Annotated in this window: 24 protein-coding genes; 16 read left to right on the forward strand and 8 right to left on the reverse strand. The window is 45.8% G+C overall.

The features are described from left to right. Positions 1–86 precede the first annotated feature (86 nt). From fba to tkt, 4 genes are read right to left on the reverse strand one after another with little or no spacing between them, the layout of a single operon-like run. The gene (gene fba / locus DQX04_RS12000; protein ID WP_111916176.1) at positions 87–1,151 is read right to left on the reverse strand and encodes a class II fructose-bisphosphate aldolase; all 1,065 of its coding nucleotides are present in this window, start codon (positions 1,149–1,151) and stop codon (positions 87–89) included. A gap of 48 nt (positions 1,152–1,199) precedes the next feature. Next, positions 1,200–2,381 (reverse strand): phosphoglycerate kinase, encoded by a 1,182-nt coding sequence (locus DQX04_RS12005; RefSeq protein WP_111916177.1) that lies wholly within the window; start codon positions 2,379–2,381, stop codon positions 1,200–1,202. Further along, positions 2,378–3,433, reverse strand: coding sequence for an erythrose-4-phosphate dehydrogenase (epd, locus tag DQX04_RS12010; RefSeq protein ID WP_111916178.1), 1,056 nt, complete (start codon positions 3,431–3,433; stop codon positions 2,378–2,380). The genes DQX04_RS12005 and epd overlap by 4 nt, the downstream gene beginning before the upstream one ends. Then, positions 3,434–5,425, reverse strand: coding sequence for a transketolase (gene tkt, locus DQX04_RS12015; RefSeq protein ID WP_111916179.1), 1,992 nt, complete (start codon positions 5,423–5,425; stop codon positions 3,434–3,436). Between the two features lie 225 nt (positions 5,426–5,650). Between tkt and metK the strand changes: the two genes are divergently transcribed. From metK to DQX04_RS12050, 7 genes are all read left to right on the forward strand, one after another. Beyond that, positions 5,651–6,793, forward strand: a complete 1,143-nt coding sequence (gene metK / locus DQX04_RS12020; RefSeq protein WP_111916180.1) for a methionine adenosyltransferase — start codon at positions 5,651–5,653, stop codon at positions 6,791–6,793. Positions 6,794–6,795: 2 nt separating this feature from the next. Continuing rightward, complete coding sequence (locus DQX04_RS12025) at positions 6,796–7,524, forward strand: 16S rRNA (uracil(1498)-N(3))-methyltransferase (protein WP_111916181.1); 729 nt, start codon at positions 6,796–6,798, stop codon at positions 7,522–7,524. Between the two features lie 15 nt (positions 7,525–7,539). Continuing rightward, positions 7,540–8,490, forward strand: a complete 951-nt coding sequence (gene gshB, locus DQX04_RS12030; RefSeq protein WP_111916182.1) for a glutathione synthase — start codon at positions 7,540–7,542, stop codon at positions 8,488–8,490. Between the two features lie 34 nt (positions 8,491–8,524). Further along, positions 8,525–9,082: a YqgE/AlgH family protein gene (locus DQX04_RS12035; RefSeq protein ID WP_111916244.1), complete on the forward strand. Its 558-nt coding sequence runs from the start codon at positions 8,525–8,527 to the stop codon at positions 9,080–9,082. A gap of 3 nt (positions 9,083–9,085) precedes the next feature. Next, positions 9,086–9,502 (forward strand): Holliday junction resolvase RuvX, encoded by a 417-nt coding sequence (ruvX, locus tag DQX04_RS12040; protein ID WP_111916183.1) that lies wholly within the window; start codon positions 9,086–9,088, stop codon positions 9,500–9,502. Positions 9,503–9,618: 116 nt separating this feature from the next. Further along, entirely contained in the window at positions 9,619–9,909 is a 291-nt protein-coding gene (locus DQX04_RS12045; RefSeq protein ID WP_111916184.1) for a hypothetical protein, read from the forward strand. Positions 9,910–9,919: 10 nt separating this feature from the next. Next, positions 9,920–10,906: a hypothetical protein gene (locus DQX04_RS12050; protein WP_111916185.1), complete on the forward strand. Its 987-nt coding sequence runs from the start codon at positions 9,920–9,922 to the stop codon at positions 10,904–10,906. Here the strand turns inward: DQX04_RS12050 and DQX04_RS12055 are convergent. Continuing rightward, positions 10,901–12,286 carry a PhoH family protein gene (locus DQX04_RS12055; protein ID WP_111916186.1) on the reverse strand — a complete coding sequence of 462 codons (1,386 nt, stop codon included), beginning with the start codon at positions 12,284–12,286 and terminating at the stop codon, positions 10,901–10,903. The genes DQX04_RS12050 and DQX04_RS12055 overlap by 6 nt on opposite strands. A gap of 131 nt (positions 12,287–12,417) precedes the next feature. Between DQX04_RS12055 and DQX04_RS12060 the strand changes: the two genes are divergently transcribed. Together DQX04_RS12060 and DQX04_RS12065 are read left to right on the forward strand one after the other, a co-directional pair. Beyond that, the gene (locus DQX04_RS12060; RefSeq protein WP_111916187.1) at positions 12,418–13,068 is read left to right on the forward strand and encodes an RluA family pseudouridine synthase; all 651 of its coding nucleotides are present in this window, start codon (positions 12,418–12,420) and stop codon (positions 13,066–13,068) included. A 74-nt stretch (positions 13,069–13,142) separates the two neighbouring features. After that, the gene (locus tag DQX04_RS12065; RefSeq protein WP_165831996.1) at positions 13,143–13,922 is read left to right on the forward strand and encodes a DUF3530 family protein; all 780 of its coding nucleotides are present in this window, start codon (positions 13,143–13,145) and stop codon (positions 13,920–13,922) included. Here the strand turns inward: DQX04_RS12065 and djlA are convergent. From djlA to DQX04_RS12080, 3 genes are read right to left on the reverse strand one after another with little or no spacing between them, the layout of a single operon-like run. Next, entirely contained in the window at positions 13,919–14,731 is an 813-nt protein-coding gene (gene djlA, locus DQX04_RS12070; protein ID WP_111916189.1) for a co-chaperone DjlA, read from the reverse strand. The two genes, DQX04_RS12065 and djlA, sit on opposite strands and share 4 nt — an antisense overlap. A 3-nt stretch (positions 14,732–14,734) precedes the next feature. Then, entirely contained in the window at positions 14,735–15,406 is a 672-nt protein-coding gene (murU, locus tag DQX04_RS12075) for an N-acetylmuramate alpha-1-phosphate uridylyltransferase MurU (RefSeq protein WP_111916190.1), read from the reverse strand. Beyond that, complete coding sequence (locus DQX04_RS12080; RefSeq protein ID WP_165831997.1) at positions 15,403–16,434, reverse strand: aminoglycoside phosphotransferase family protein; 1,032 nt, start codon at positions 16,432–16,434, stop codon at positions 15,403–15,405. The genes murU and DQX04_RS12080 overlap by 4 nt, the downstream gene beginning before the upstream one ends. 141 nt (positions 16,435–16,575) lie before the next feature. Between DQX04_RS12080 and DQX04_RS12085 the strand changes: the two genes are divergently transcribed. Genes DQX04_RS12085 through DQX04_RS12115 form a run of 7 tightly spaced genes read left to right on the forward strand, consistent with a single transcriptional unit; the run spans position 16,576 to position 25,226 of the window. Next, positions 16,576–18,885, forward strand: coding sequence for an LPS-assembly protein LptD (locus tag DQX04_RS12085; RefSeq protein ID WP_111916192.1), 2,310 nt, complete (start codon positions 16,576–16,578; stop codon positions 18,883–18,885). A 10-nt stretch (positions 18,886–18,895) separates the two neighbouring features. Next, complete coding sequence (surA, locus tag DQX04_RS12090) at positions 18,896–20,188, forward strand: peptidylprolyl isomerase SurA (protein ID WP_111916193.1); 1,293 nt, start codon at positions 18,896–18,898, stop codon at positions 20,186–20,188. Beyond that, complete coding sequence (pdxA, locus tag DQX04_RS12095; RefSeq protein ID WP_111916194.1) at positions 20,185–21,177, forward strand: 4-hydroxythreonine-4-phosphate dehydrogenase PdxA; 993 nt, start codon at positions 20,185–20,187, stop codon at positions 21,175–21,177. Before surA ends, pdxA begins: the two co-directional genes overlap by 4 nt. Then, positions 21,170–21,973 carry a 16S rRNA (adenine(1518)-N(6)/adenine(1519)-N(6))-dimethyltransferase RsmA gene (gene rsmA / locus DQX04_RS12100; RefSeq protein WP_111916195.1) on the forward strand — a complete coding sequence of 268 codons (804 nt, stop codon included), beginning with the start codon at positions 21,170–21,172 and terminating at the stop codon, positions 21,971–21,973. The genes pdxA and rsmA overlap by 8 nt, the downstream gene beginning before the upstream one ends. Positions 21,974–21,976: 3 nt before the next feature. Beyond that, positions 21,977–22,354, forward strand: coding sequence for a Co2+/Mg2+ efflux protein ApaG (gene apaG, locus DQX04_RS12105; protein WP_111916196.1), 378 nt, complete (start codon positions 21,977–21,979; stop codon positions 22,352–22,354). A gap of 14 nt (positions 22,355–22,368) precedes the next feature. After that, entirely contained in the window at positions 22,369–23,175 is an 807-nt protein-coding gene (locus DQX04_RS12110; RefSeq protein ID WP_111916197.1) for a symmetrical bis(5'-nucleosyl)-tetraphosphatase, read from the forward strand. 50 nt (positions 23,176–23,225) lie between these two features. After that, positions 23,226–25,226 carry a methyl-accepting chemotaxis protein gene (locus tag DQX04_RS12115; protein ID WP_111916198.1) on the forward strand — a complete coding sequence of 667 codons (2,001 nt, stop codon included), beginning with the start codon at positions 23,226–23,228 and terminating at the stop codon, positions 25,224–25,226. Positions 25,227–25,285: the final 59 nt, after the last annotated feature.

The raw sequence follows: 25,285 nt of genomic DNA on the forward strand, positions 1-25,285 counted from the left end.
GGGGAATGCGTAGTCTAAACATAAGAAAATTGGATAAAAAAAAGCCAGTTTCGCACCTGAAACTGGCTCTTTACATTTTTATATCGTTATTTGATTACTGCTTTTAGCTCACCAGCTTCATATTTTTGGAACATAACTTCCAAAGACATTGGCTTGATTTTGCTTGCTTGACCAGCAGTACCAAACGCTTGGTAACGATCGATACAGATATCTTTCATCGCCTGAACCGTAGTGGTTAAGAATTTACGTGGATCAAACTCAGATTTATTGTGAGCTAAGAAACGACGTACAGCTCCTGTAGACGCTAGGCGTAAGTCGGTGTCGATGTTCACCTTACGTACACCGTGGCGAATACCTTCCTGGATTTGCTCAACCGGTACACCATAAGTTTCTGGGATTTCACCACCGTACTCGTTAATAATAGCTAGCCATTCTTGCGGTACCGAAGAAGAACCGTGCATAACCAAGTGAGTATTAGGAATACGCTTGTGAATTTCTTTAATACGGTCGATAGACAAAATGTCACCCGTTGGTGGACGAGTAAACTTGTATGCGCCATGTGAAGTACCACATGCAATTGCAAGTGCGTCAACTTGTGTTGCTTCAACAAATTGCGCTGCCTCTTCAGGGTCGGTTAACAATTGGTCGTGAGATAAAGTACCTTCCGCGCCAACGCCGTCCTCTTCACCTGCCTGACCTGTTTCAAGTGAGCCTAAGCAACCTAATTCACCTTCCACAGACACGCCACACGCGTGAGCCATTTCTACAGTTCTACGCGTTACGTCTACGTTGTAGTCGTATTCAGCGGGAGTCTTACCGTCTTCACGCAATGAACCGTCCATCATAACTGAACTGAATCCAAGCTGAATAGAACGTTGGCAAACCGCCGGAGATGTTCCGTGGTCTTGGTGCATTACCACAGGAATATGCGGAAATTCTTCCACTGCCGCCAGAATGAGGTGGCGTAAGAACGGCGCACCGGCATATTTCCTAGCGCCAGCCGAGGCTTGAACAATTACTGGACTGTTGGTTTCGTCCGCCGCTTCCATAATGGCGCGCATCTGCTCTAAGTTGTTCACATTAAATGCTGGTACCCCGTAGCCATTCTCTGCTGCGTGGTCTAGCAATTGGCGCATTGAAACTAATGCCATTGGAAACTCCTTTCTCTTTTAAATTTGTATATCTAATCAGCTTATAATTTATGAATCTTGCCCACGCGCCTGCAGAATTGCAACCGCGGGTAGGGTTTTACCTTCTAAAAACTCAAGGAAGGCACCACCACCGGTCGATATGTACGAAATATCGTCGGCAATACCGTATTTATCGATTGCGGCTAGTGTGTCACCACCACCAGCAATACTAAAAGCCTGACTCTCCGCAATAGCGCGCGCTAGCTTCTCTGTACCCTGGCCGAAAGCGTCGAATTCAAACACGCCTACAGGGCCGTTCCACACGATTGTTCCTGCACTTTTCAAAAGCTCTGCCAGCTGCTCAGAAGTGTCAGGGCCAATGTCAAAGATCATGTCTTCATCGCTCACGTCTTGAACGGCCTTCGTTGCAGCTACCGCATCGTCCGCGAATTTATCACCAACAACTACGTCAGTTGGAACAGGAATGTCTGCACCACGGGTTTTTGCAGACTCTGATAAACGCTGTGCTTCAGATACTAAGTCTTCCTCGTATAGCGATTTCCCAACACCATGGCCTGCTGCTTTGATAAACGTATTCGCGATACCACCACCAACAATTAGTTGGTCTACTTTACGCACCAGTGAATTAAGCACCATAAGTTTAGTGGATACTTTTGAGCCACCGACAATAGCAACCAATGGGCGCTTCGGGTTTTCTAACGCTTTACCTAAAGCGTCGAGTTCGTTAGCGAGCAAAGGGCCTGCACAAGCTACCGGTGCATACTGAGCAACGCCGTATGTAGAAGCTTGAGCACGGTGCGCTGTGCCGAATGCGTCCATAACAAACACATCACAAAGCGCGGCTAATTTCTTGGCTAACTCTGGATCGTTCTTTTTCTCGCCCGCGTTAAAACGTACGTTCTCAAACACCACTAATTCACCGCCAGCAACCTCTACGCCCTCTAGGTAATTAGACTCTAGGCGAACGGGGAATGACAATTTTGCTTCGAGATAACGCACCACTGGACTCATCGAGAATGCTTCGTCGTAAACACCTTCTTCAGGACGACCCAAATGCGACATCACCATAACTTTCGCACCTTGCTGCAGTGCACGCTCAATAGTTGGTAGTGCTGCACGCAGTCGTGCGTCTGAGGTCACTTTGCCGTCTTTTACCGGCACGTTTAAGTCTTCACGAATTAACACACGCTTACCGCGTAAATCCATATTTTCCATTAACTGGATAGTCATGTTCTTTCCTCTAAGTATTTCTCATTCTGTTCAATTAACCGACCTACATCTACGGTGGTGTCTAGCAACCTGTTAGCGAAGCCCCATTCGTTGTCGCACCAACTCAGTATTTTCACCAACCGTTTGTGGCTCACTCGAGTTTGAGTGCTGTCGACAATGCACGAACGAGGATCGTGAATATAATCTGAAGAAACTAGCGGAGTTTGTTCAAATCCAAGAATGCCTGCCAAACTTCCTAATGAAGCCTTTTCTAGCGCGCTGTTCACCGCTGCAATCGAAACGTCAGTTTCCAGAGTCACACTTAGGTCCATAGCGGTTACGTTGGTGGTAGGCACCCGCACTGCAATGGCTTCAAAACGACCTGCAAACTTCGGTAAAATTCTTTCAATTCCGCGCGCCAAACGGGTATCGACGGGAATAATAGACTGCGAAGCAGACCTAGCCAATCTCATGTCAGAATGATAACTGTCCATGACTTGTTGATCATTCATCACCGAGTGAATAGTGGTTATCGTGCCGCTATCAACACCAAATGCTTCATCCAGAGCTTGAATAATTGGAACGATACAATTAGTGGTACACGAGCCATTCGAAATAATTCGGTGCTCTGGCTGCAAGAGTGAATCATTCACTCCCTGAATAATTGTCGCATCTACGTCTGGGTCGGCAGGGTGAGAGAAGATGACGCGTTTTGCGCCAGCTTCAATATGAGCTTGCGCATGCTCCCGGCTATGGAAAACACCCGTGCAGTCTATCACCACGTCAACATTCAAGGCTTCCCAAGGAAGCTCATGGAGCTCCGAAATGTGAGACACCTCAACCGCTTTACCATCTATTTGAAGCTTTCCGTTTACACTTTCAACTTGAGCCTGAAAACGTCCATGCGTTGTGTCGTATTTCAGTAGGTGAGCCATTGCGTCGATTTCTGCAAGCTCATTCACCGCCACAATTTCAATCGCATTAGCATTGGAAGATTCAATCCAAGCACGCAAAAGGCTTCGGCCAATACGACCGAAACCATTAATAGCAACTCGAATCGGAGCCCTTTGCATTTAAACCTCTTTCGCCAGCGCTACAAGGTTGTCTACAGTAAAGCCAAAGTGCTTGAACAAATCTCCTGCAGGAGCAGACTCACCATAGGTAGTCATACCTAACACTTTGCCGTCTAGGCCCACATACTTGTTCCAGAAGTCAGCAATACCTGCTTCCACAGCTATTCTGCGACGTACTTTTGCAGGTAGAACTTCTTCACGATACTCGGGTTCTTGCATATCAAAAACACAGGTGCTTGGCATAGAAACAACACGCACGTTCTCACCTTGCTCGGTAAGTTTCTCTGCGGCTTCTACAGCTAAAGCCACTTCAGAGCCCGTGGCAATTAGAATTAAGTCTGGCTCGCCAGCACTGTCTTTTAAGATGTAACCACCGCGGCGAATGTTTACCAATTGCTCTGGTGTACGCTCTTGTTGCGCTAAACCTTGGCGAGTAAACACGAGTGCAGAAGGCCCGTCGTAACGCTCAACGCCAGCTTGCCAAGCAATCGCTGATTCAACTTGGTCACAAGGGCGCCAAGTTTGCATATTCGGAGTCATACGCAAGCTTGCAATTTGCTCTACCGGTTGGTGAGTTGGTCCGTCTTCTCCTAAGCCAATTGAGTCGTGCGTGTACACATAAACAACAGGCTGCTTCATAAGTGCAGACATACGTACTGCATTACGCGCGTATTCCATAAACATAAGGAACGTTGCACCGTAAGGTTTAAAGCCACCGTGCAATGCGATGCCATTCATAATTGCCGACATGCCAAATTCACGCACACCGTAATAAATATAATTGCCGTCTGCGTCTTTCGCAGAAACGGGTTTACTGTCGTTCCAAAGTGTTAGGTTCGAACCAGCAAGGTCTGCAGAACCGCCCAGTAATTCCGGTAACATTGGGCCAATCTCATTCAAAGCATTTTGAGAGGCTTTACGCGTAGCAATACCTTCTGGGTTTGCTTGCAAACGCTCTGTCCATTGGTCTGTTTTCTCGCGCCAGTCTTCAGGTAATTTACCTGCCATTCTGCGTTCAAACTCTTTTGCCAACTCAGGAAACTCTTGGCGATAAGCATCCATTAGCTCATTCCAAGCGGCTTCTTGTTTTCGACCTGCATCTTGTGCCGACCAATCACGCATTACATCTTCAGGCACTTCGAACGGACCATGTTCCCAACCCAACTCTTTACGTGCTAATGCAATTTCGTCATCACCTAAAGGTGCGCCGTGGCAGCTTTCTTTACCTTGCTTGTTAGGAGAACCAAAACCAATAACTGTTTTACAAATAATCATGGTTGGACGGTCTGTTTCTTGACGTGCTGCTTCAATGGCAGTTTTCACTTCAGTACTGTTGTGTCCGTCTACGTTACGAATGACATGCCAGCCGTAACTTTCGAATCTTTTTGCAGTGTCGTCGGTAAACCATCCTTCAACTTCACCATCGATGGAAATACCGTTGTCGTCGTAGAACGCAATCAGTTTACCCAAACCTAAAGTGCCTGCTAGAGAGCACACTTCATGAGAAATGCCTTCCATTAAACAGCCGTCGCCTAAGAAGGTATATGTGTAGTGGTCCACAATCGGGAAGTTAGGCTTGTTGAACTGTGCCGCCAGCGTTTTCTCTGCCAAAGCCATGCCCACAGCATTCGCGATACCTTGCCCCAAAGGCCCAGTTGTTGTTTCTACGCCTGGCGTATATCCATACTCTGGGTGACCTGGTGTTTTAGAATGTAACTGCCTAAATTGCTTGAGATCTTCAATCGACAATGCATAGCCGGTGAGGTGCAGCAATGAATAAATAAGCATTGAACCGTGGCCGTTCGACAGAACAAATCGGTCGCGGTTCGCCCATTCAGGGTTCAACGGGTTATGAGTCATGTAATCGCGCCATAGAACTTCAGCGATGTCTGCCATACCCATAGGCGCACCCGGGTGACCGGATTTTGCTTTTTGTACTGCATCCATGCTGAGTGCACGAATTGCGTTCGCTAACTTGCGACGATCTGTCATGTTTAAAGCCCCTTTTGCTTTTATTCAACCACACGTATTTCGCATGGCGCGATATTGTCTATCATCTGCCGTTTTGGCGCAAATTAAAGCGTGGGATATTTCTCTATTTAGACTTTTAGACGTCTAAAACTAGATTTATTTTTTATTTTCGGGTAGTCTTCTTGGCAAATTGCTTCGTAACAGTTGAAACTACGAACCTACCACCTATAAAGAGTACACAAATTTATGACACGTCATGTTTTCACCTCAGAATCGGTTTCTGAAGGACATCCAGACAAAATTGCCGACCAAATTTCTGATGCAGTGCTAGATGCGATTCTAGAACAAGACCCTAGGGCGCGAGTTGCCTGTGAGACTTTCGTGAAAACCGGCATGGTTCTCGTAGGTGGCGAAATCAATACGTCTGCGTGGGTAGATATCGAAGAGCTTACCCGCGAAACTGTTCGCAACATCGGCTATACCCATTCAGATATGGGTTTTGACGGAAGTAGCTGTGCGGTACTGAATGCAATCGGTAAACAGTCGTCTGACATTAACCAAGGAGTTGACCGCGGTGACCCTGCGGAACAAGGCGCAGGCGACCAAGGTTTGATGTTTGGCTACGCCTCTGATGAAACCAAAGAGCTAATGCCAGCACCGGTAATGTATTCTCACAAGCTAGTACAGCGACAAGCTGAAGTTCGTAGAGGCGAATTGCCATGGTTGCGACCAGACGCAAAAAGTCAGCTTACATTTGTATATGAAGACGGAAAGCCAGTAGGTATTGATGCAGTAGTACTGTCTACTCAACACAGCGAAGACGTTACGTTAGAGCAAGTACGTGAAGCGGTTATGGAAACCATTATTAAGCCGGTGCTTCCAGCAGAGTGGCTACATAAAGATACTCAGTTCCACATCAACCCAACAGGCCGTTTTGTTATTGGTGGGCCTATGGGTGACTGCGGTCTAACAGGTCGAAAAATTATCGTAGATACCTATGGTGGTATGGCACGCCACGGTGGTGGTGCGTTCTCAGGTAAGGATCCTTCAAAAGTAGACCGCAGTGCCGCGTATGCTGCACGCTATGTTGCTAAGAACATTGTTGCAGCGGGTTTAGCTAGCCGCTGTGAGCTACAAGTGTCTTACGCGATTGGAGTTGCTGAGCCAACATCAATTAGTATCGATACTTTCGGTACTAGCCCATACAGCGAAGAGACCTTAATTAAGTTGGTGCGTGAGCACTTTGATCTGCGTCCATACGGGCTTATTCAAATGCTCGATTTGGAACGTCCGATATATAAGCCAACTGCAGCATATGGTCACTTTGGTCGTGATTTGTTCCCATGGGAAAAAACCGACAAAGCTGAACTTTTGAAGAACTCTGTGTAAGCATGAGAGTTCCACGAATATACCATTCAGCCCCACTTCAGGTGGGGCAAAATATAGCATTAGATCCTGATGCCGCTAACCATGTTGGTCGCGTTCTTCGGCTAACAGATGGAGCAAAAGTAGAGTTATTTTGTGGCGATCATTGTAGTTATTTCGGAACTATTACTTCGGCGTCGAAAAAGCATGTTCAGGTAGCCATCGAGAGCAAACAGCCCACTGAAACAGAGTCACCTATTCGTATTCATTTGGCGCAGGGTATTTCTCGTGGTGACCGTATGGATTTTGCATTGCAAAAGTCCGTTGAACTTGGCGTACACACAATAACCCCAATATTTACAGAAAGATGCACAGTAAAGCTACAAGGCGAACGGTTAGAAAAGAAACTGCAACAGTGGCAAAAAATAGTGGTTAGCGCCTGTGAGCAAAGTGGTAGGAATTTCGTGCCGCAAGTGAATCCTGCTATTACGCTAGAACAATGGTTGCAGCAGAATTCAGAACAACGTGTATTAGTGTTAGACCCAACTGCGAAACATAGTATTGCTCAACTCGATAAATCAGATGCATTCGGGCTCGTTATTGGCCCTGAAGGTGGGCTGAGTGAACAAGAAATAGAACATTGTATAACGCAAGGTGCAAAAGGCGTGCTGTTAGGTCCGCGTATTTTAAGAACAGAAACTGCTGCGCTCGCAGCCTTAACCGCGTTACAATTAAAGTTTGGAGACCTTCAATAACCTTTCGGAGTGTGTATGGCTCGTATCGGCATCGTGATGGATCCCATCGCAACTATTACCCCCTACAAAGACACCAGTTTTCGTCTTGCGCTCGAAGGTCAGAGCCGAGGGCATGACTTATTTTATTTAGAACTTAAAGACTTATTCGTTGAAAATGGCACGCCTTACGGTCAAGTAAAAAGCTTAGAAGTTCGGGACCAAAATCAAGATTTCTACACCTTGGGTGAGCAGCAAACAATAAAGCTGGGTGAGTTAGACGCCATTATTATGCGCAAAGATCCACCGTTCGATACCGAGTTTGTTTATGCGACACACATACTCGACCTTGCGAAAAGAGACGGCGCACTGATAGCTAACAATCCGCAGAGTCTTAGAGACTGCAGCGAAAAGCTATTCACAGCTTGGTTCCCCGAGCATATTCCAGCAACTTTAGTCACTCGCGACGCTCAGCAAATCCGTAAATTCCATGAAAAACATGGCACAGTTATCATGAAACCGCTTGATGGCATGGGCGGTGCGTCTATATTTAAAGTGAATCCTGATGGAAACAACTTAGGCGTCATCATTGAAACCCTAACAGAGCATGGTTCTCGATACGCGATGGCGCAGCAGTTTTTGCCTGAAATTGTCGACGGCGATAAGCGTATTCTGATTATTAATGGCGAGCCAGTACCTTACGCACTAGCGCGAATTCCGAGTAAAGGTGAGACGCGAGGCAACTTAGCCGCAGGAGGTACAGGTCGTGCGCAACCACTTTCAGACACTGACTGGGAAGTAGCAAGAGCTATCGGTCCAATCCTGAAAGAGAAAGGCTTATATTTAGTTGGGTTGGATGTGATAGGTAATAAAATTACTGAAATTAATGTCACCAGCCCTACCTGCATGAGAGAAATTGAAGCGGCCTTCGACATTAACATTGCAAAGCAGTTCTTTGAGGCAATTGAAGCAGACTTCACGCGCAACTGAAGACGTGAACTAGGTGGTACTTTTGACAGAAACGATTGAAAGCTTTCAAAACCATTTCCTGATTGCTATGCCAGGTTTAGAAGACCCTTTTTTTAATCGGTCTGTAACCTATATTTGCGAGCACAACCAAGACGGGGCCATGGGCTTGATTGTGAACCAACCGGTAGAGTTCTCTTTGCTTAAACTATTAGAGCAAATTGAGATTACTCCTCCGCAGGGTGCAAAGTTAGACAACAAGCCAGTTTACGCTGGAGGCCCAGTTGCGACCGACCGTGGCTTCGTTTTACACACGCCACAAAAAGGTTGGAAAAGTAGCTTACAGTTGAGCGACGACATCATGGTCACAACTTCCAAAGATATATTGGCGGCATTTGGCTCTGACAGCGCACCGCACGACTACTTGCTTACGCTGGGGTATGCTGGGTGGGAAGCTGGCCAACTGGAAGAAGAAATTGCGGAAAACAGCTGGCTAACTATTCCGGCCGACGCCGACATCCTGTTTCATACCCCAAGCAACGAGCGCTGGGAGAAGGCTACCAGCAAGCTGGGTATCGACATGTGGCAGTTAAGTAGCCAAGCGGGACACGCCTAATTCATGAGCAACGCGATCACTATTCTGGCGTTCGATTTCGGAACTAAAAGCATTGGCGTTGCTGTGGGGCAAAGTCTAACCGGAAGCGCTACGCCATTGGCAGCCCTAAAAGCCAATGAAGGCAAGCCCAATTGGGAGCTTGTCGACAAGCTACTCAAAGAATGGCAACCAAACTTATGCGTCGTGGGTTTGCCACTCAATATGGACGGAACCGAGCAACTGCTTACACAGCAAGCACGAAAGTTCGCGAATCGCATACACGGCAGATTTGGCATTCAAGTTGAGCTACAAGATGAGCGACTAACAACGGTAAGTGCTCGGGAAGAGATTTTTTCTGAGTATGGCTTTAAAGGTCTGAGCAAAGATAAGGTAGACAGCGTTTCCGCCTGCTTAATTGCGGAAGACTTTTTCTCGAACTAGGAAAATTAGGCAAATACATTCTGAAAACGAGAACACCACAACAAAGTTTCAATGACTTGGCGAGTTCATTAACTTTAGTTATAGTGATAGCAGAAACCTATTGAGGAGAGTTAGCTTTGTACAGACAAGAAGAACCGTACCGCATTACGGGGAACACCATTACGCTAATAGACGAGAACAAGCAGTTATTGCTCGTTACACCAGAACGCTTCGACAATATTCTGGTTAGCCGGTACGGCGTAGAAATGACGGACTGGAAACCAGACCGTCGTCCTGGGGTAAAAAATGTCTATCTCAGCGAATTGTTTAAGCGCGAAAAGCTCTACTTTTTCGTGAACGCAGGCGGCGTTGAATTCCAGGTCGATTTGAAGTTTGCAGACGCGCCCATTAGCGAAGTTAAGTTTTAACTTTAACTTTATGGCGACCTCGCGAGTATCTTCACCCATTTATCGCGGGGTCTTGCTTTACACCTGTTTTGCCCTTCTCCTCTCCCCTGTTGTTTACGCACAACAACTCGCGTTTGAAACGACGTCAACTGAGAGCGGCACTTCTTTTCACTATGTTTGGGAAGACCAATACGAAAGGCAACACGAGATATCATTCACTCTAGACAAAGAACAAAAGAACTTTGCCGCCAACAATCTGAGACATTTAAGTCCTGCGCGCCTTCAGCGTGACATCGTTCGGCCATTACAGAGCTATGCTCGAAGCCGAGACTGGTTTCAAATGCATATCTCTTATGACTCTTCGCGCGAACACGTGACCTTTAATCCCAACATAAGAAATGAAGAGGAAAGTTCGCGTCGCATCCGGCTTATGCACGCACAAGCACAGCAAGAAATTGACAACATCCTGTCTGAGAATTATTTAACTCGAATTTCAATGCCACCAAATATTTCAGGCTACATTCCAGACCATGTTCGAATTGCGCGAGAGTCAGAAGAGGCAGTAGCACCGCTGGCAACAGCTTTTTATCAGTATTTAGGCGGCGCTACACCACGCCAATATATCGAAGTTATTAGTAGCTTTGTGCAGTCTATACCGTATAACGAGCTTTCTAATCGTATGGAGAGCAATGGTGCAGGTTTTCAGTCGCCCGTGAATGTTTTATTAAGCAACCAAGGTGATTGCGACAGTAAGGTGACTTTACTGGCATCAATCCTTAGAAACCTTATGCCTAACTTAGAAATGGCTATCGTTTATCTACCTCAACACGCAGTTTTTGCCGTTGCCATATCGCCAGAAAATCATGAGACAACGATAAGAAATTCTGGTGCTGAGCTTCTTATTATGGAGCCTACGGGACCAGCGCTATTAAAGTTAGGAGAGCCAGCCCCATTTAGCCTCATTTATTTAGCGAACGGTTCTATTGCGTTACGCTACTTTACACCTAGAAACTTATAAATTCTCTTCTGCGTACTGTGCCAACGGGCTACGTACAACACCATTTAAGTTCATCGTGGCGCTACCATGGTAGTTTTTAAATCGTTCTACAATGTAGGTTAAGCCAGACGTCACAGCAGTAAGATAATAGCTGTCTATTTGCGCAAGGTTACCTGAACAAATAATCTTCGTTCCTGCCCCACAGCGCGTTACAATGGTTTTGAGTTGAGAAGCAGTGAGGTTTTGAGCTTCGTCGAGAATAACAATAGCGTTCTGGATACTACGGCCGCGCATGAAATTAAGCGACTTAAACTGAATATTAGCCTTTTGCATAATGTAGTTCAGGCTTACTTCCATGTCTTCGTCTTGCTTATGGAGCGCTTCTAAACTGTCCGTAATCGCCGCTAGCCAAGGCGCCATTTTTTCTTCTTCAGTGCCCGGTAAATAACCGATAGACTCAGCAATTTCAGGGGTATTACGCGTAACAATAATTTTTTCATAAATGCCACGCTCAATAACCTGCTCTAAAGCTGTTGCTAAGGCTAAAATGGTTTTACCGCAACCTGCAGGACCAGTCAGGATGACTAAGTCTAACGTAGGGTCAAGTAACGCCTGCATACCCATAGCTTGGTAAATGTTCTTCGGTGCAACTCCCCAAGCCCGTTGAGCCATCAGCCGCTCATGGCCTAAATCAAGTATTTTTACATGCGTGTCGGTAAAGCTTTCTACTCGCGCCGCAAAAGCGCCCTCTTCATCAATTAGATACTCATTTGGGAACAGCGACGGAAATACTTCACGGGGCAAGAAATGGTAAGTGTCACGTCCATCTTGTTCGCTAGTGACATCACCAACGCTAGACCAAAAATCGCCCTCAAATTGGTAAAAACCTTTCGTTAAAAATTGGATATCGTCAATTAGCTGGTCGGTACGATAATCCTCCACCAATTTCACGCCCGCACCTTTTGCCTTCAAGCGCATATTGATGTCTTTTGTAACGAGTACGACTCTCGCTGACTTGTGCTTTTTCTGCATCTCCAGAGCAGCTTGAATAATACGATGATCGTTTTCGCTTAGGGAAAGTTCCGATTCGTTTTGGCGCAGCTGGAAGTCGGGGAAGATAGAAAGAGTACCTTGGGCTTTGTGTTCGCCTGCCATATTTTTCAGCGGTACACCTGCTGTAATATCTTCAGGTGAGGCGTCACTTAACGCATCTTCTAATGCTCGAATAGCTACACGGGCGTCTCGACTGACGTCTTTTTGGCGATCTTTAATGCGGTCTAGTTCTTCCAGAACAACCATGGGAATAACAACGTTGTGCTCTTGGAAATTAAGAAATGCGAGGGGTTCATGTAACAGGATATTGGTGTCGAGAAGGTAATATTTCCCACCGCTTTCAGCCATAGTTTTTGCCTCGATTATTTTTTGTTGTAGTTACTTTAACCATAGCCGACCGAGATTAAAAAGTAATGACATCGATTAAATTTTTTTGAAAACATTGTTACAATTCGCCGCATATTCGCAACGAGGCTGTCATGTTTGTCTATAACCCACCTACGGAGCCTTGGCTCGAATTTATTTACCGCGACGAAGACATCATAGTTGTGAACAAGCCGCCCGGCTTACTCACCGTCCCAGGCAAAGATATTCAGCATAAAGACAGTGTATACACCCGAGTAACCACGAGTTTACCCAGCGCACGAATTATTCATCGCCTCGACATGGCTACCTCTGGGATACTTGTTATGGCCTTGCATAAAAAAGCTCAAGGTGAAATGGGTAAGCAGTTTGAAAAACGCACCGTGCATAAAACCTACGAAGCAGAAGTGTTGGGGAAGCTCGCAGAACATGAAGGAATGGTGAATTTACCTCTTCGGTGTGACTGGCCCAACCGACCTAAGCAAATGGTTGATCACGAAGAAGGAAAACCTGCGCAAACGAACTTCAAAGTGTTGTCGCATCAAACGAACTCAACAAGAGTAGAACTCAAACCTATTACGGGCCGCTCTCACCAATTGCGCGTTCATATGTTGTCTTTAGGACATCCGATTTTAGGTGACCGATTATATGGTGAACCCGTCGCAGTTAAACAATCACCGCGGTTGTTGTTGCATGCAAGAGAAATTGAGTTTCACCACCCCATAACAAACGAACCCATGTGTTTCGAGATTCCGACACCATTTTAAACGTCGCATTTTTTCGTTAAATCATTCCAGATATCTAAGTCTTTGCCGATACTAAACGTATGAGCAAATACTTAATGTTACCGCTATTTATAATCTTTTATATTTCCCAGCCTTTACAGGCCGGGCAAGACGATCTTGCCTATTATTTGCCGCCGCACGAATACTTTTGGTTAGGTGATAGTGAAGAATCGCGCTATTTAGTTTTGCATCGAGAAAACCAGCTTCCTTTCTTACGCGGAGCAGCCATTATTCTTCCGGATTGGGGCTTTCACCCACTCACAACAACATATTCAAAAATGTCTTACCAAGCCATGCCACAGTATGGCTGGGAAACCTTAGCAGTTCATGCGCCCACTTCTGACTTATCGACCTTCCCATGGCAAACCGAGAATGGTACTCCGTACCCAACCGCAGCAGAGGACCGTGAGCTTGATGACATTAGGCAGCAAGTACTTACTCGTGTCGAAGCTGTAATGACTCATTTAGCGGATGAACCTGGCTTTAGGATTCTTATTAGCGAAGGGGTTTCAGCAGGCATAGTTATAGACTTAATAAGTCGCGGTGAACTTACTGATATTGATGCGTTAGTAGTGATTAATCCTAATATTCCGCAATGGCAGCTCAATCGTGAGATGAGTCGAAAATTAGCTCGACTCGACATTCCTACGCTTGACCTTCAAAGTTCAGAAGCAACCCATTGGAGTTTAGAAGAAGCCGAGCGCAGAGTCATGTTAGCCAGTCGCTACCAACATATGGGTTATCGCCAACGCGGATTAAGCCCACAAACCCATCGTCAAAATGAGCATACATTTGCGCAAGTCATTTATGGTTGGCTAAGTTACGAAGGGTTCTAACTTTTTTCTCTTACCGTCTTAATAAAATTGTAAGCCGACTGGATTTCTTGAGCTTTGTGAGTCGCAGACTTCACTACTTCGGCTGGCAGGCCTTGTGACGCGAGCTTATCAGGGTGATGTTCTCGCATCAGTTTTCTATAGCTTCGCTTCAGTTCTTCGTCGCTACACTGACTTTTAACCCCAAGCGCTTCATAAGCCGCAGCTAAACGCTCAGTATTGCGTTGTTTATGTGTTGAAGCGTTTCGCTCGAACTTTTTCCGCCCGATAACCATACTTATAAAACGTTCAACATCGGCCTTTTCAAAGTCTAAGTAAGAGGCTGCTCTAACTAATGTTTTTAGCGTTTGGTTGTCGTGAGATTGTGCAGCGACAGACAGCCCAACTAAATACTCTAAATAGAGCAATTGCATGTCACGTCGGCCGTGATGATCTTCCTGAAATTGTTTGAGGACCTGGCGCACCGGAAAGTCTTTACTTTTCCCCTCTCGGAATGCAGCTTGAGCTTCCTTCGTAAAAGTTCGGTCTAAACCAAACTCTTCCATTAAACTTTGTGACGCTCGAATATCTTGTTGCGTGACATGCCCTTTCGCTTTAGCGATATGGCCGGCAACAGAAAACAGCGCGTACAAAAATGAAGCTTCACTTTCCGCCTTTTTATCACCTTCAAAAAAGGCACCAAAGCCACCTTTGCCGTATAGATTTTTGCCGTACTGCCAGTCGAACCAAGCGCCCAAAAGAAAGCCGACGACAGCTCCAGGTAGTCTGGCCAACAAAGCTCCTAACAATATACCCAGTATTTTTCCCGTCACCGTTTACTCACTTTCCTCAATTGATGCGTTGATCGCCTGCAACCGTTCCGGCGTGCCTACGTCAGTCCAAGCCCCTTGATATAATTGACCAGAAACATAGCCTCCAGTAATTGCTTGATCAAAAATGGGTTTGAGCGCTAAAAAAGAGTCGGTGATACCCGTAAATAGTTCAGGACGAAGCACGCTCATTCCGGAAAACGTATACCTAGCACCACTGTTCACAACTTTGTTTTGCACTAAACCGAAATCTCCGCTTTCGTTATGGCTCGGATTTTCAACCAGCACTAAGTGAGCAAGCTCATCCGAGGGCAGCTCAGGAAAGCGCTGAAAGTCGAAATCAGTCCAAATATCACCGTTTACAACAATAAAAGGAGCGTCACCGAGCATAGGCAGTGCCCGAACAATACCGCCTGCGGTTTCCAAGCCACCTTCCGGCTCTTCTGAATAGTGAATATTAACGCCCCAACGTTCGCCACCTCCAAGCGTACTAATGACTTGCTGAGGCAACCAAGCAACATTAATAACAATGTCGGTAACGCCCATGCGCTTCAATTTCTCAATATGCCAAACGATAAGAGGCTTCCCTCCGACCTTAAGCAATGGCTTAGGGCAATGGTCCGTTAGCGGCTGCATTCGTTTGCCGCGCCCCGCAGCGAGAATCATCGCAGTTTTCATGAGCTAACCTTATTTAATGCCGGTACAACTCTGCTTTTTAACCAGTCATGATATTCGGCACATTCAGGGTATTGAGCTGAAACAGCTAATAAATAATTCACAGTATGAGGTATATCGTTTAAGTAACCCGCTTTGCCGTCTCGCAAAAACAACCGTGCAAAAATACCACTTGCTTTAGTATGACGCTGCATACCCATCCAGTCGAAATCAGACTGAAATTGTGCGGCACTGCATGAAGAGTTTAATAAGTTGTGCTTTCTTAAAGTATCGAAACCATATCCCAGCAAGTTCTCGACAAGTTCTGCTGGCCAATCTACATAACAGTCTCTCACTAAGCTCACCAGATCATAACTAATAGGTCCAACTACCGCGTCTTGGAAGTCGATAGCCACGAGTTCGTTCTGTTCGTTTACCATAAGGTTTCGTGAGTGATAATCACGATGTACGCCAACCTGTTGCTGAGCAAGAGCTTTCTGAGTAAGTTGAGTACTAAACTCGGTCCACAGCTTCAGCTCTTCATGATCCAGCGTTAAACCCAGATACTGCTCGAGTAGCCAGTCCTTAAACAATGCGTTTTCGCGCGCCAGCAGCTCTTCGTTGTAGGGCGGTAAATCGCCTTGGCGAGTGCCTGTAACAGCCATAACTCCCGGCAACAAATCAATTGCTTGTTTATACCTTTGCGTAACGGCTTCAATATTGTTGTTGGTATCTGAAAGCAGTAAACGATCTCCAATATCTTCAAGCAACATTGCGCCGAGGTTTTCGTCTGAAAGATAAATACGCGGAACCCGAACACCCTGTTCTTCATAAGCCATCGCCACAGACACAAACGGCTCTAAAGACTCAGGAGGTGGAGCATCAACTAGAACTAACGTACTTTTCTCTGCATCATCTCTCAATTTCCCTGAAACTCGAAAATACTTACGAAAACTGGCATCGCCCGCTAGCAACTCTATGTTTTCAATCGATATAAGTTCACTTTTATTTATCCATTGTTTCAGGAACTCTTGACGATTTTCACTACTCATAAAGGATCTCGAAGTTAAAATATTTTGAGAACACGATAAAAACTTTTTCGTGCCTTTAAAATGGCATCTTATCAAATAGCCGCATGAAGAAAATTGCTTTATCATAGGCGGTTATAAAATAGATAAACAACATGAGTTTCAATGGTCGTTAGACACCTCACTATTCTAATTGCATCTGCCGTATCATTAAGTGCCCATGCACAAGCACTTGATACGCGTTCGCCCGTGTCTAACCAAGAACCTCAGTCGTCATCTTCACTTTTTACTCAGCAATGTTCTGCAGACCCAGACTGGCTGCCATCTGATGAGGTTTTCAATGGTGAGAGTCAGCCAGGTAGTGTTGATGTATGGGCTGATTATGCGGAAATTACCGGCAACCGAAACGCCTTATATTCGGGTAATGTCGCTTTCAGGCAGGAAAACCAATGGTTACTCACCGAGAGCGCAGAAGTAGATCAGTTTACCGGAGAAATTAAAGCCTTTGACGGTATTCGATACGGTGACGGCTACATTGCAATTCGAGCAGAGGAAATTACAGCTGACATGGAGCGGCAGAATGCGCACGTAGGCGCAGCCGAGTATGTCATGTTGAGAAACTCCGCGCATGGTCGAGCCGAGTCTATCGACATTGATGCGCAAGCTGGACAACGCAGTGTTCGTTTGGGGGGAAGTAGTTTTACCACTTGTCCCGGAGAAAATCCTGCGTGGCAAATTATTGCTCAAGACATTGAAATGAACGAGCAAGAGTCGTGGGGAACGGCTCGGAATGCTCAGTTCAGAGTGTTTAATATTCCCCTACTTTATATTCCTAAGTTTACTTTTCCACTCACTGACGAGCGTAAAACAGGACTGCTTTACCCGACAGTGAAAAGTACCTCAAGAAACGGAATTGAAGTTGAGACACCTTGGTACATTAACCTAGCGCCGAATGAAGACCTCACAATTACCCCACGCTACATGAGTGAACGTGGGTTAATGATGATGACCGAGTATCGAACCTTAGACGAAACCACCTCCAATCAATTTAATATCGAGTATTTAAGCTCTGACAAAAAGCAAGACGATCGGGCTGACCGATATGCCTTCAGACTCGAGTCATTTACTGAGTTTAACGATGAATTTACGGGCTATATCGAAGTTATGGAGGTTAGTGATAGCGGGTATATCAACGACTTTACCAGCGAGTTTGCCAATCGGGCAGACGCCCATTTATATCGCCGCGCGCAACTTAACTACAAAGCCGAAAATATAGAAGCTCAGTTTCAAATAGAAGACTTCCAAATGTTAGGGCCATACACCAGCCCTTACAGAACAGTTCCTCGTATCAGCTACATGCAAACGATGCCATTTGCCAACCATACAGAAGTCTCTTTATTCAGTGAGTTTACTCATTTCCGTAATTCAGAAAACGCGGATGACTACGCCACTCGCTTACACTTAGAACCAAAACTTTCATTTGCGTGGCAAAGACCCGGCTGGGACGTTGAAAGTGACTTAAGCTACTACCTTACCCATTACGAACAAAGTAATGACCTTTCAGGAAGAGACCGGTCAATTACTCGCGGTTTGCCTCAGCTTAGAGCGCGTGCTCGTATTCATTTAGAACGTTCTCTCGACGAGAGCGGACGTATGCAAACGCTATCTCCCCAAATACAATACTTGTATGTTCCATATGAAGACCAAAGCGAAATAGGAATATACGACACTATTTTAATTCAAGACGACTACTACAGCCTATTCCGCCCAAGGCGATTTGCTGGCTTAGACCGTATAGCCGACGCACACCAAGTAACGCTTGGAGCCTCAACCAGCTATTTCGCAGATACAGGCCAAGAATTACTTCGGTTTAGTTTGGGACAAATTTTCTACTTGGACGAAAGCCAAACACAACTTTTTGACGAGTCGAGCAGAATAACTGCAAGTAATTCGGAACTTTCTGGCGAACTTGATTTCCGAGTGTCTGACAATTGGTATTTTAGTAGCGCAATTCAATACGACACGACCTTAGAATTGGCGCGCAAGGCAAGACTAGCCGCAGAATATCGAAAAGATAGCGAGAACTTGGTACAGTTTAACTATCGACGTGTTCGTGGCCTAACCGAAGCCAACCAGCAAGTGGAGCAAGTAGGTGTGGTATCGGCGTGGCGGTTAAACCAAGACTGGGTGCTCGCGTCACATTTATACCAAGACATTAGAGAAGGCACGACTATGGATGCTCTTCTCGCATTACAGTATGAAAGTTGTTGCTGGTCTTTGAGACTAAGTGCTTACCGTCGCATAAACCGTAGGTTCGACATTACGGTTCCTGGCGATAACGTGCCTGACGCACGTTTCGACAACGGGTTAAGTTTACAGTTTATGTTAACTGGACTGGGCGGTGGTGGCGGAATAATTAATATGCTGCAACAAAGTATTTTCGGATACCGAAGACCTTTTTATTTAAACGATTGATGGAAGAAGTATGAAGCAATTTAAGGTAATGATCGCCAGCTTGATCTTGGCATTTTCGGTGACAAGTACACCAAGCAATGCACAGATGAGCGATCGCATCGCAATTGTCGTGGACAACGGCGTAGTATTGGAAAGCGAAGTTCAAGATATGATGGGCAAAGTACGCTCTGAACTTCAGGCTTCAAGCCGCTCACTGCCTTCAAGCTCAGCGCTTAGAACCCAAGTTACAGAGCGTCTGATTGCAGAAGCTTTGCAACTTCAAATGGCGGAACGCATGGGCCTTGTCATTAACGATGCTCAACTAGACCAAGCAATCACGGGTATTGCCGGTGAAAATAATTTAACACTAGACCAAATGCGTACCCAAATTGAGCGAGAAGGTCAAAGCTGGAGAGCGTATCGAGAAGACATTCGCAAGCAAATTGTGATTCAAGAAGTACAGCGTATTGCTATTCAGCGTCGTATTTACATGAGTCCGCAAGAAGTAGACATGCTCGTGAATATGATTAAAGAGCAAGGCGGTTCTCAAACGGAATACAACATCGGCCACATTCTTATTCGTACCCAAGACGAAAATGGCGAGCAAGATATGAACGCATCGTTAGCTCGTGCAGAACAAGTTCTAGAGTTGCTAGAAGCAGGAGAACCGTTTGAAGATATAGCTATATCTGCATCGTCGGCGTCGAATGCTCTTGAGGGTGGCGACATGGGATGGCTCACTTTAAACGCCATGCCTACTTTGTTCGCAGAAGCAGTTGAAGCAAACAATCAACCTGGCGCAGTTCTTGGTCCATTAAGAAGCGGCGTGGGTTATCACATCTTGAAAGTTCATGATGTTCGAGGATTACAACAGGCTCAGGTTGAAGAAGTGCGCTCGCGTCACATCTTAATTCGCCCTTCAGTTATTTTGTCTGAAGAGCGTGTTCAACAGATGCTTTCTGAGTTTAAACAGCAACTAGAAAGTGGTGAAGCAGACTTTGCTGAACTAGCACGCGAACACTCAAGTGACACAGGTTCAGCGCAAAATGGCGGTGACTTAGGCTTTGCAGACCCAAGCGTATTTGTACCTGAGTTTCGTGACCGTATTCAGAGTATGGAAATTGGCGTAATTAGTGAGCCTTTCAGAAGTACACATGGCTGGCACATTGTGGAAGTACTCGAGCGCAGAACTCAAGACATTACAGAACAGCGTATTCGAGAGCGCGCACAACAGTTACTTTATCGCCGTAAGTTCAGTGAAGAACTTAACATTTGGTTACAGGAAATTAGAGACGAAGCATACGTAGAGTTCGTAACCGAATGACACCACGTTTAGCGATAACTCCGGGTGAACCTGCGGGAATAGGTCCGGACTTAGTGGTTCAGCTGGCCCAGTTTGATTGGCCGGCTGAACTTGTCGTTATCGCTGACAAAAAACTCCTTCAAGAACGAGCGCAGCAACGTGGAATTGATCTGACATTTCGAGACTTCGATGTAAGCCAACCTGCTCGTTCATCTGAAGCCGGTGAAGTGACTATTTATAACGTTTCACTAGCAACGCAAGTAGAACCAGGCACTCTAAACGCTGAAAATGGTCCTTATGTGGTAGAAACATTGCGCGTAGCGAGTGAGATGAACCTGCACGGACAATGTGATGCTGTAGTCACCGGACCTGTACATAAAGGCATTATTAACGACTCCGGCGTCGCGTTTAGTGGGCATACCGAATATTTCGCCCACCAAGCAGGATGCTCAGATGTCGTTATGATGCTCGCTACCGAAGGCTTAAGAGTGGCGTTAGTAACTACTCACATACCCTTAGCCTACGTTTCTAAAGCCATTACTCAAGATCGTTTAACCAAGGTTATTGATATTATTCACAACGACTTGCAAGACAAGTTTGGTATCAAGAAACCACATATTCTAGTGTGTGGGCTTAATCCACATGCAGGTGAAGGCGGGCATTTAGGCCGAGAAGAAATAGAGGTTATTACACCGACACTCGAAGCCTTAATAGAAGAGAAAGGGTACCGCCTTTCAGGTCCTCTTCCTGCGGACACATTGTTTCAGCCTAAATACTTAGAAGATGCAGACGTTGTTCTCGCCATGTTTCATGATCAAGGCCTTCCTGTATTAAAATATAAAGGGTTCGGCAACGCTGTGAACATTACCCTTGGTTTACCCTTTATTCGCACTTCAGTAGACCATGGAACCGCATTAGACCTCGCGGGTAGCGGAGCTATAGACATAGGCAGTTTTAAATTAGCCATTGAGCAAGCAATCTCGATGGTGAAGAGTAAAAAATATGAATAATTCATTAGACGGTCACAGAGCCCGAAAAAGGTTTGGTCAGAACTTTCTGAATGACCAACAAGTTATCGACAATATTGTTGCGGCCATTCGACCCCAAGATGGTGAGGCTCTAGTTGAGATAGGTCCTGGCCTGGCTGCACTAACGCTTCCAGTCGCGGAAAGCATTCAGAAATTGCATGTAGTTGAACTCGACCGCGACTTAGCCGACCGACTAGAAAGCCACCCCACTATTGGCGATCGAGTTATTGTTCACCGTAGTGATGCGCTGAAGTTCAACTTCATAGAACTTAGTGAACAGTTAGGGCAACCCTTGCGTGTATTTGGTAATTTGCCTTACAACATTTCAACCCCACTTATTTTTCATCTACTGAATTCTGCGGAACACATACAAGACATGCATTTTATGCTGCAGAAAGAGGTCGTTGACCGCATGGCGGCGGGTCCTGGTAGCAAAACATTTGGCCGCTTGTCGGTGATGGTACAGCAGCGCTGCAAAGTAGAGCCTGTACTTCATGTACCGCCTCATGCATTTACACCAGCCCCAAAAGTCGATTCGGCAGTGGTTAGGCTAACCCCTTATGCAAACCCTCCCTATCCAGTAGAGAATTTGGCAACATTGAATCATGTTTGTCATACGGCTTTTCATCAACGCCGGAAAACACTGCGGAATAACTTGAAGAAATTAATGTCTGAAGAGCAAATCATTGAGTTAGGGCTATCGCCGTCGGCACGCCCTGAGACACTAGCCGTGAGTGATTTTGTAAAAATAGCAAATTGGGTAGAACAGCAAAGTTAAAACATGAGTGAAGTAGAAGTTGGCTTAAAGATTAAAACCAAGTACTTGTCTGGTCAGTCTAAACCTGATGAAGACTACTACGTATTTGCATATACCATTACGATTACCAATCAGTGCCCAGAAGTCATTCAGCTGCTCACCCGGGAGTGGACAATTACTGACGCGGACGGCAAAGTAACTGAAGTATCTGGCGAAGGTGTGGTAGGCCAACAACCCATGATAGGTCCGGGTAAGTCTTTCAGTTACACCAGTGGGGCTGTACTCAAAACTCCAATTGGAACTATGGAAGGTCAATACGGCATCATCACTTTAAATGACAGCAACCCTGTCGATATTCCTATTCCGTGCTTTCGTTTGGCTGTTCCTACACTCCTGCATTAAATTAAAGGGTTATTATGAGCGCATACATTGTCGGAGACATCCATGGCTGTGAGCGCACATTAAAGAAGCTCCTTGCGGAATTACAGTTTAACCCCAGTAAAGATACATTGTGGTCGGTAGGTGACCTTATTGGTCGAGGACCGAGAGCACTCGAAACACTTGAATATTTAATGGGGCTGGGGAATTCGTTTCGCTGTGTCTTGGGCAACCATGACCTACACTTTTTGGCCGTTGCCCATGGCATAAAGCCACAAAACCCAAAGGACAATACTCAAGCCATTCTTTCGAGCTCCAAATTCAACTTGATTGAAAGTTGGTTAAGAGAGCAACCTTTACTCGACAAAAAATCGGATAAATTTGCGATTGTTCACGCTGGAATCCACCCAGCTTGGAACCTAGAACTCGCCAGTCAGCTAGCGGATGAAGTTAGTAAGTCCTTACAGTCAAAAGATTTCAAAAAAATATTAGAAAATATGTATGGCAACAAACCGGAAAATTGGTCCTTAAGTTTATCTGAATTAGACCGATACCGATTTATAATCAACGTTTTAACGCGTATGCGGTATTTAAGACCCGATCAGTCGTTAGAGTTGAGCTGGAAAGCACCGACTGACAAAGCAAAGCCAGAGCCATTAGAACCGTGGTATACTTTCTGGCCAGCAGTCCCTCAAACTATTTTTTTTGGTCATTGGGCTGCGCTCGCTGGAAAAACTCAGCGAAACGATATTATAGGATTAGACACTGGTTGTGTGTGGGGTGAAAACCTAACCATTTACGACTGGAGCAAGCAAGAAAGAATTTCGCTAGCCAATTGCGACTAAAAGCAAGCTTGCGATGAACACCAAGACACCGGCTATATTTGGAGCTGTTTATGAAGATAACTGTTGCCCTGCGAATTATAGGTGGCTTTGCTGTAATCACAGCACTACTGTTCGTGATAAGTGTAAGCTCGTTTGTTGGCTTACGCAGCATTGGTTCCTCTAATGAAGAAGTTAATACAGTTGCGGTACCTTCACTGACGGGTGCAGGCGACGTTCAAGCTCAACTACTGAAAATCAGTAATATCGAGCTTGAAACGTTCTACGCGCAAGATGTGGACGCTGTTACACAAGCTAGAACGCGTTTTGAGGAAAACCAAAACCAATTAGAGCGTTCGTTTAGCACATTAAACAGAATTCTTCGCGAAGCCGGTCATAGTACAAACATTCAAGAAGTAGAAAACAGAGCGACGAACCTTACTCGTGAAACTCTTGAGGTTATAGACGCTCAAGAACAGTACCTTACGCTAACAGCAAGCACCGAAGACCTTATTCTCGACGTTGAATTCTCGGCTGGCGACGCCGCTATGAGTTTGATCGACTTCACAGACCAAGACGGTATTTCTCGAGAGCTATTTAACCAAGCAGGTCAGTTAGAAAATACTTTAAACAGCCTGATCACTCTAGGTTATGACTTCTTGGAAGTAGAAGAACTGGGTCGCGCCGAAATTATTCGCAGCGAAATCCAAGTTGCGCAAGAAACACTAGCGACACGCTTCGAAGCAGTTCGCGCACTAGCTCCAAATAGTGAACTTCTTGGCAATGTGCAAAGAGACATGCAATCTGCGCAGGACTCTTTAATTGGTTCAAGTGGTAGCTTAGTAGAAACCAAGGAAAGAGCGCTGCGTCTAAGAGAGCGTGCGAATGAGATCGTTTCAAACAACGCCAACAGAATGGATACGCTTCTGCAAGACTTAGCTACGTTGCAAAGCCAGGTTCAAGAAATTGCGGATCAAACTAAAACCGATGCGGAAAGTGTCATCACGCGTAGCAGTGTTATTAATATTATTCTAACCATCGTATCTATAGCGCTTGCAGCGGGTATTAGTTTCCTTACTGTTCGTGCAATTACCCGTCCACTTAGCGAAGTTAACACGGTGTTAGATACTCTAGCTGGCGGCGACTTAACGCAGCGTCTGGATGACTCTGGCCAAGATGAGTTCGGCGAGTTGGCGACCTATGTTAATAAGCTCATCGATAACCTACGAGCGCTTATTGAAGGCATCTCAGAAAGAGCAACACAGCTTGCAACTGCAGCCGAGCAGTCGTCTGGAGTTTCAGCCGAAAGCCGCAATGCTATCCAAGAGCAGCGTAGCCAAGTTGAACAGGTAGCTACAGCGACACAAGAGATGACAAGCACTTCCGCTGAAGTTGCACGCGCTGCAACCGACGCGTTACGCGAAATTCAGCATTCGGACGAAGAAGCAGGTCGCGTGAAGGTTATTTCTGACGAAAACCGCAGAACGATTGAAGGTCTTGCTCGCGAAATTCAAAATGCCTCTGAAGTGATTAACCAATTGTCAGAAAACAGCTCGAACATAGGCGGTATTCTTGACGTAATCCGAGGCATTGCAGACCAGACTAACTTGCTAGCACTAAACGCTGCTATCGAGGCTGCACGTGCAGGTGAACAAGGTCGTGGATTCGCAGTGGTTGCCGACGAAGTACGCACATTGGCAAGCCGCACGCAGCAGTCTACAGAAGAAATTCAGTCTATGATTGAAAGCCTACAAACCGACTCTGGGCGTGCCGTTGAGGTGATGGACCGAGGCCGTACGCAGGCAGAAACTTGTGTTACGCAAACCGAAGAAGCAGCTGCGGCATTGCAAGCCATTACCGACTCTGTTCATCAAGCATCTGACAGCAGTACGCACATTGCTACTGCCGCAGAGCAGCAAAACGCAACAAGCCAAGAGATTAGTGAGAAGCTTGAGCAAATCGTTGCAATTGCAGAACGAGCAGAATCAGGAGCGCTTCAAACCGACGAGGCAAGTGCTGAAGTGGCGCGGTTGTCAGCGGAAATGCAAGACTCTATTCGAACCTTCCGCTTGTAAGCAGAAACTTGATACAAAAAACCCGCCAATCGGCGGGTTTTTTATTTGAGTTTAATTTA

It is taken from the genome of Aliidiomarina sp. B3213, from assembly GCF_003290085.1.
Classification (GTDB): domain Bacteria; phylum Pseudomonadota; class Gammaproteobacteria; order Enterobacterales; family Alteromonadaceae; genus Aliidiomarina.

Excerpts from the sequence above, each read along its gene's own strand:
- fba (WP_111916176.1), bottom strand. The coding sequence starts at position 1,151 with ATGGCATTAGTTTCAATGCGCCAATTGCTAGACCACGCAGCAGAGAAT.
- DQX04_RS12005 (WP_111916177.1), bottom strand. The coding sequence starts at position 2,381 with ATGACTATCCAGTTAATGGAAAATATGGATTTACGCGGTAAGCGTGTG.
- epd (WP_111916178.1), bottom strand. The coding sequence starts at position 3,433 with ATGCAAAGGGCTCCGATTCGAGTTGCTATTAATGGTTTCGGTCGTATT.
- tkt (WP_111916179.1), bottom strand. The coding sequence starts at position 5,425 with ATGACAGATCGTCGCAAGTTAGCGAACGCAATTCGTGCACTCAGCATG.
- metK (WP_111916180.1), top strand. The coding sequence starts at position 5,651 with ATGACACGTCATGTTTTCACCTCAGAATCGGTTTCTGAAGGACATCCA.
- DQX04_RS12025 (WP_111916181.1), top strand. The coding sequence starts at position 6,796 with ATGAGAGTTCCACGAATATACCATTCAGCCCCACTTCAGGTGGGGCAA.
- gshB (WP_111916182.1), top strand. The coding sequence starts at position 7,540 with ATGGCTCGTATCGGCATCGTGATGGATCCCATCGCAACTATTACCCCC.
- ruvX (WP_111916183.1), top strand. The coding sequence starts at position 9,086 with ATGAGCAACGCGATCACTATTCTGGCGTTCGATTTCGGAACTAAAAGC.
- DQX04_RS12050 (WP_111916185.1), top strand. The coding sequence starts at position 9,920 with ATGGCGACCTCGCGAGTATCTTCACCCATTTATCGCGGGGTCTTGCTT.
- DQX04_RS12055 (WP_111916186.1), bottom strand. The coding sequence starts at position 12,286 with ATGGCTGAAAGCGGTGGGAAATATTACCTTCTCGACACCAATATCCTG.
- DQX04_RS12060 (WP_111916187.1), top strand. The coding sequence starts at position 12,418 with ATGTTTGTCTATAACCCACCTACGGAGCCTTGGCTCGAATTTATTTAC.
- DQX04_RS12065 (WP_165831996.1), top strand. The coding sequence starts at position 13,143 with ATGTTACCGCTATTTATAATCTTTTATATTTCCCAGCCTTTACAGGCC.
- murU (WP_111916190.1), bottom strand. The coding sequence starts at position 15,406 with ATGAAAACTGCGATGATTCTCGCTGCGGGGCGCGGCAAACGAATGCAG.
- DQX04_RS12080 (WP_165831997.1), bottom strand. The coding sequence starts at position 16,434 with ATGAGTAGTGAAAATCGTCAAGAGTTCCTGAAACAATGGATAAATAAA.
- DQX04_RS12085 (WP_111916192.1), top strand. The coding sequence starts at position 16,576 with ATGGTCGTTAGACACCTCACTATTCTAATTGCATCTGCCGTATCATTA.
- surA (WP_111916193.1), top strand. The coding sequence starts at position 18,896 with ATGAAGCAATTTAAGGTAATGATCGCCAGCTTGATCTTGGCATTTTCG.
- pdxA (WP_111916194.1), top strand. The coding sequence starts at position 20,185 with ATGACACCACGTTTAGCGATAACTCCGGGTGAACCTGCGGGAATAGGT.
- rsmA (WP_111916195.1), top strand. The coding sequence starts at position 21,170 with ATGAATAATTCATTAGACGGTCACAGAGCCCGAAAAAGGTTTGGTCAG.
- apaG (WP_111916196.1), top strand. The coding sequence starts at position 21,977 with ATGAGTGAAGTAGAAGTTGGCTTAAAGATTAAAACCAAGTACTTGTCT.
- DQX04_RS12110 (WP_111916197.1), top strand. The coding sequence starts at position 22,369 with ATGAGCGCATACATTGTCGGAGACATCCATGGCTGTGAGCGCACATTA.
- DQX04_RS12115 (WP_111916198.1), top strand. The coding sequence starts at position 23,226 with ATGAAGATAACTGTTGCCCTGCGAATTATAGGTGGCTTTGCTGTAATC.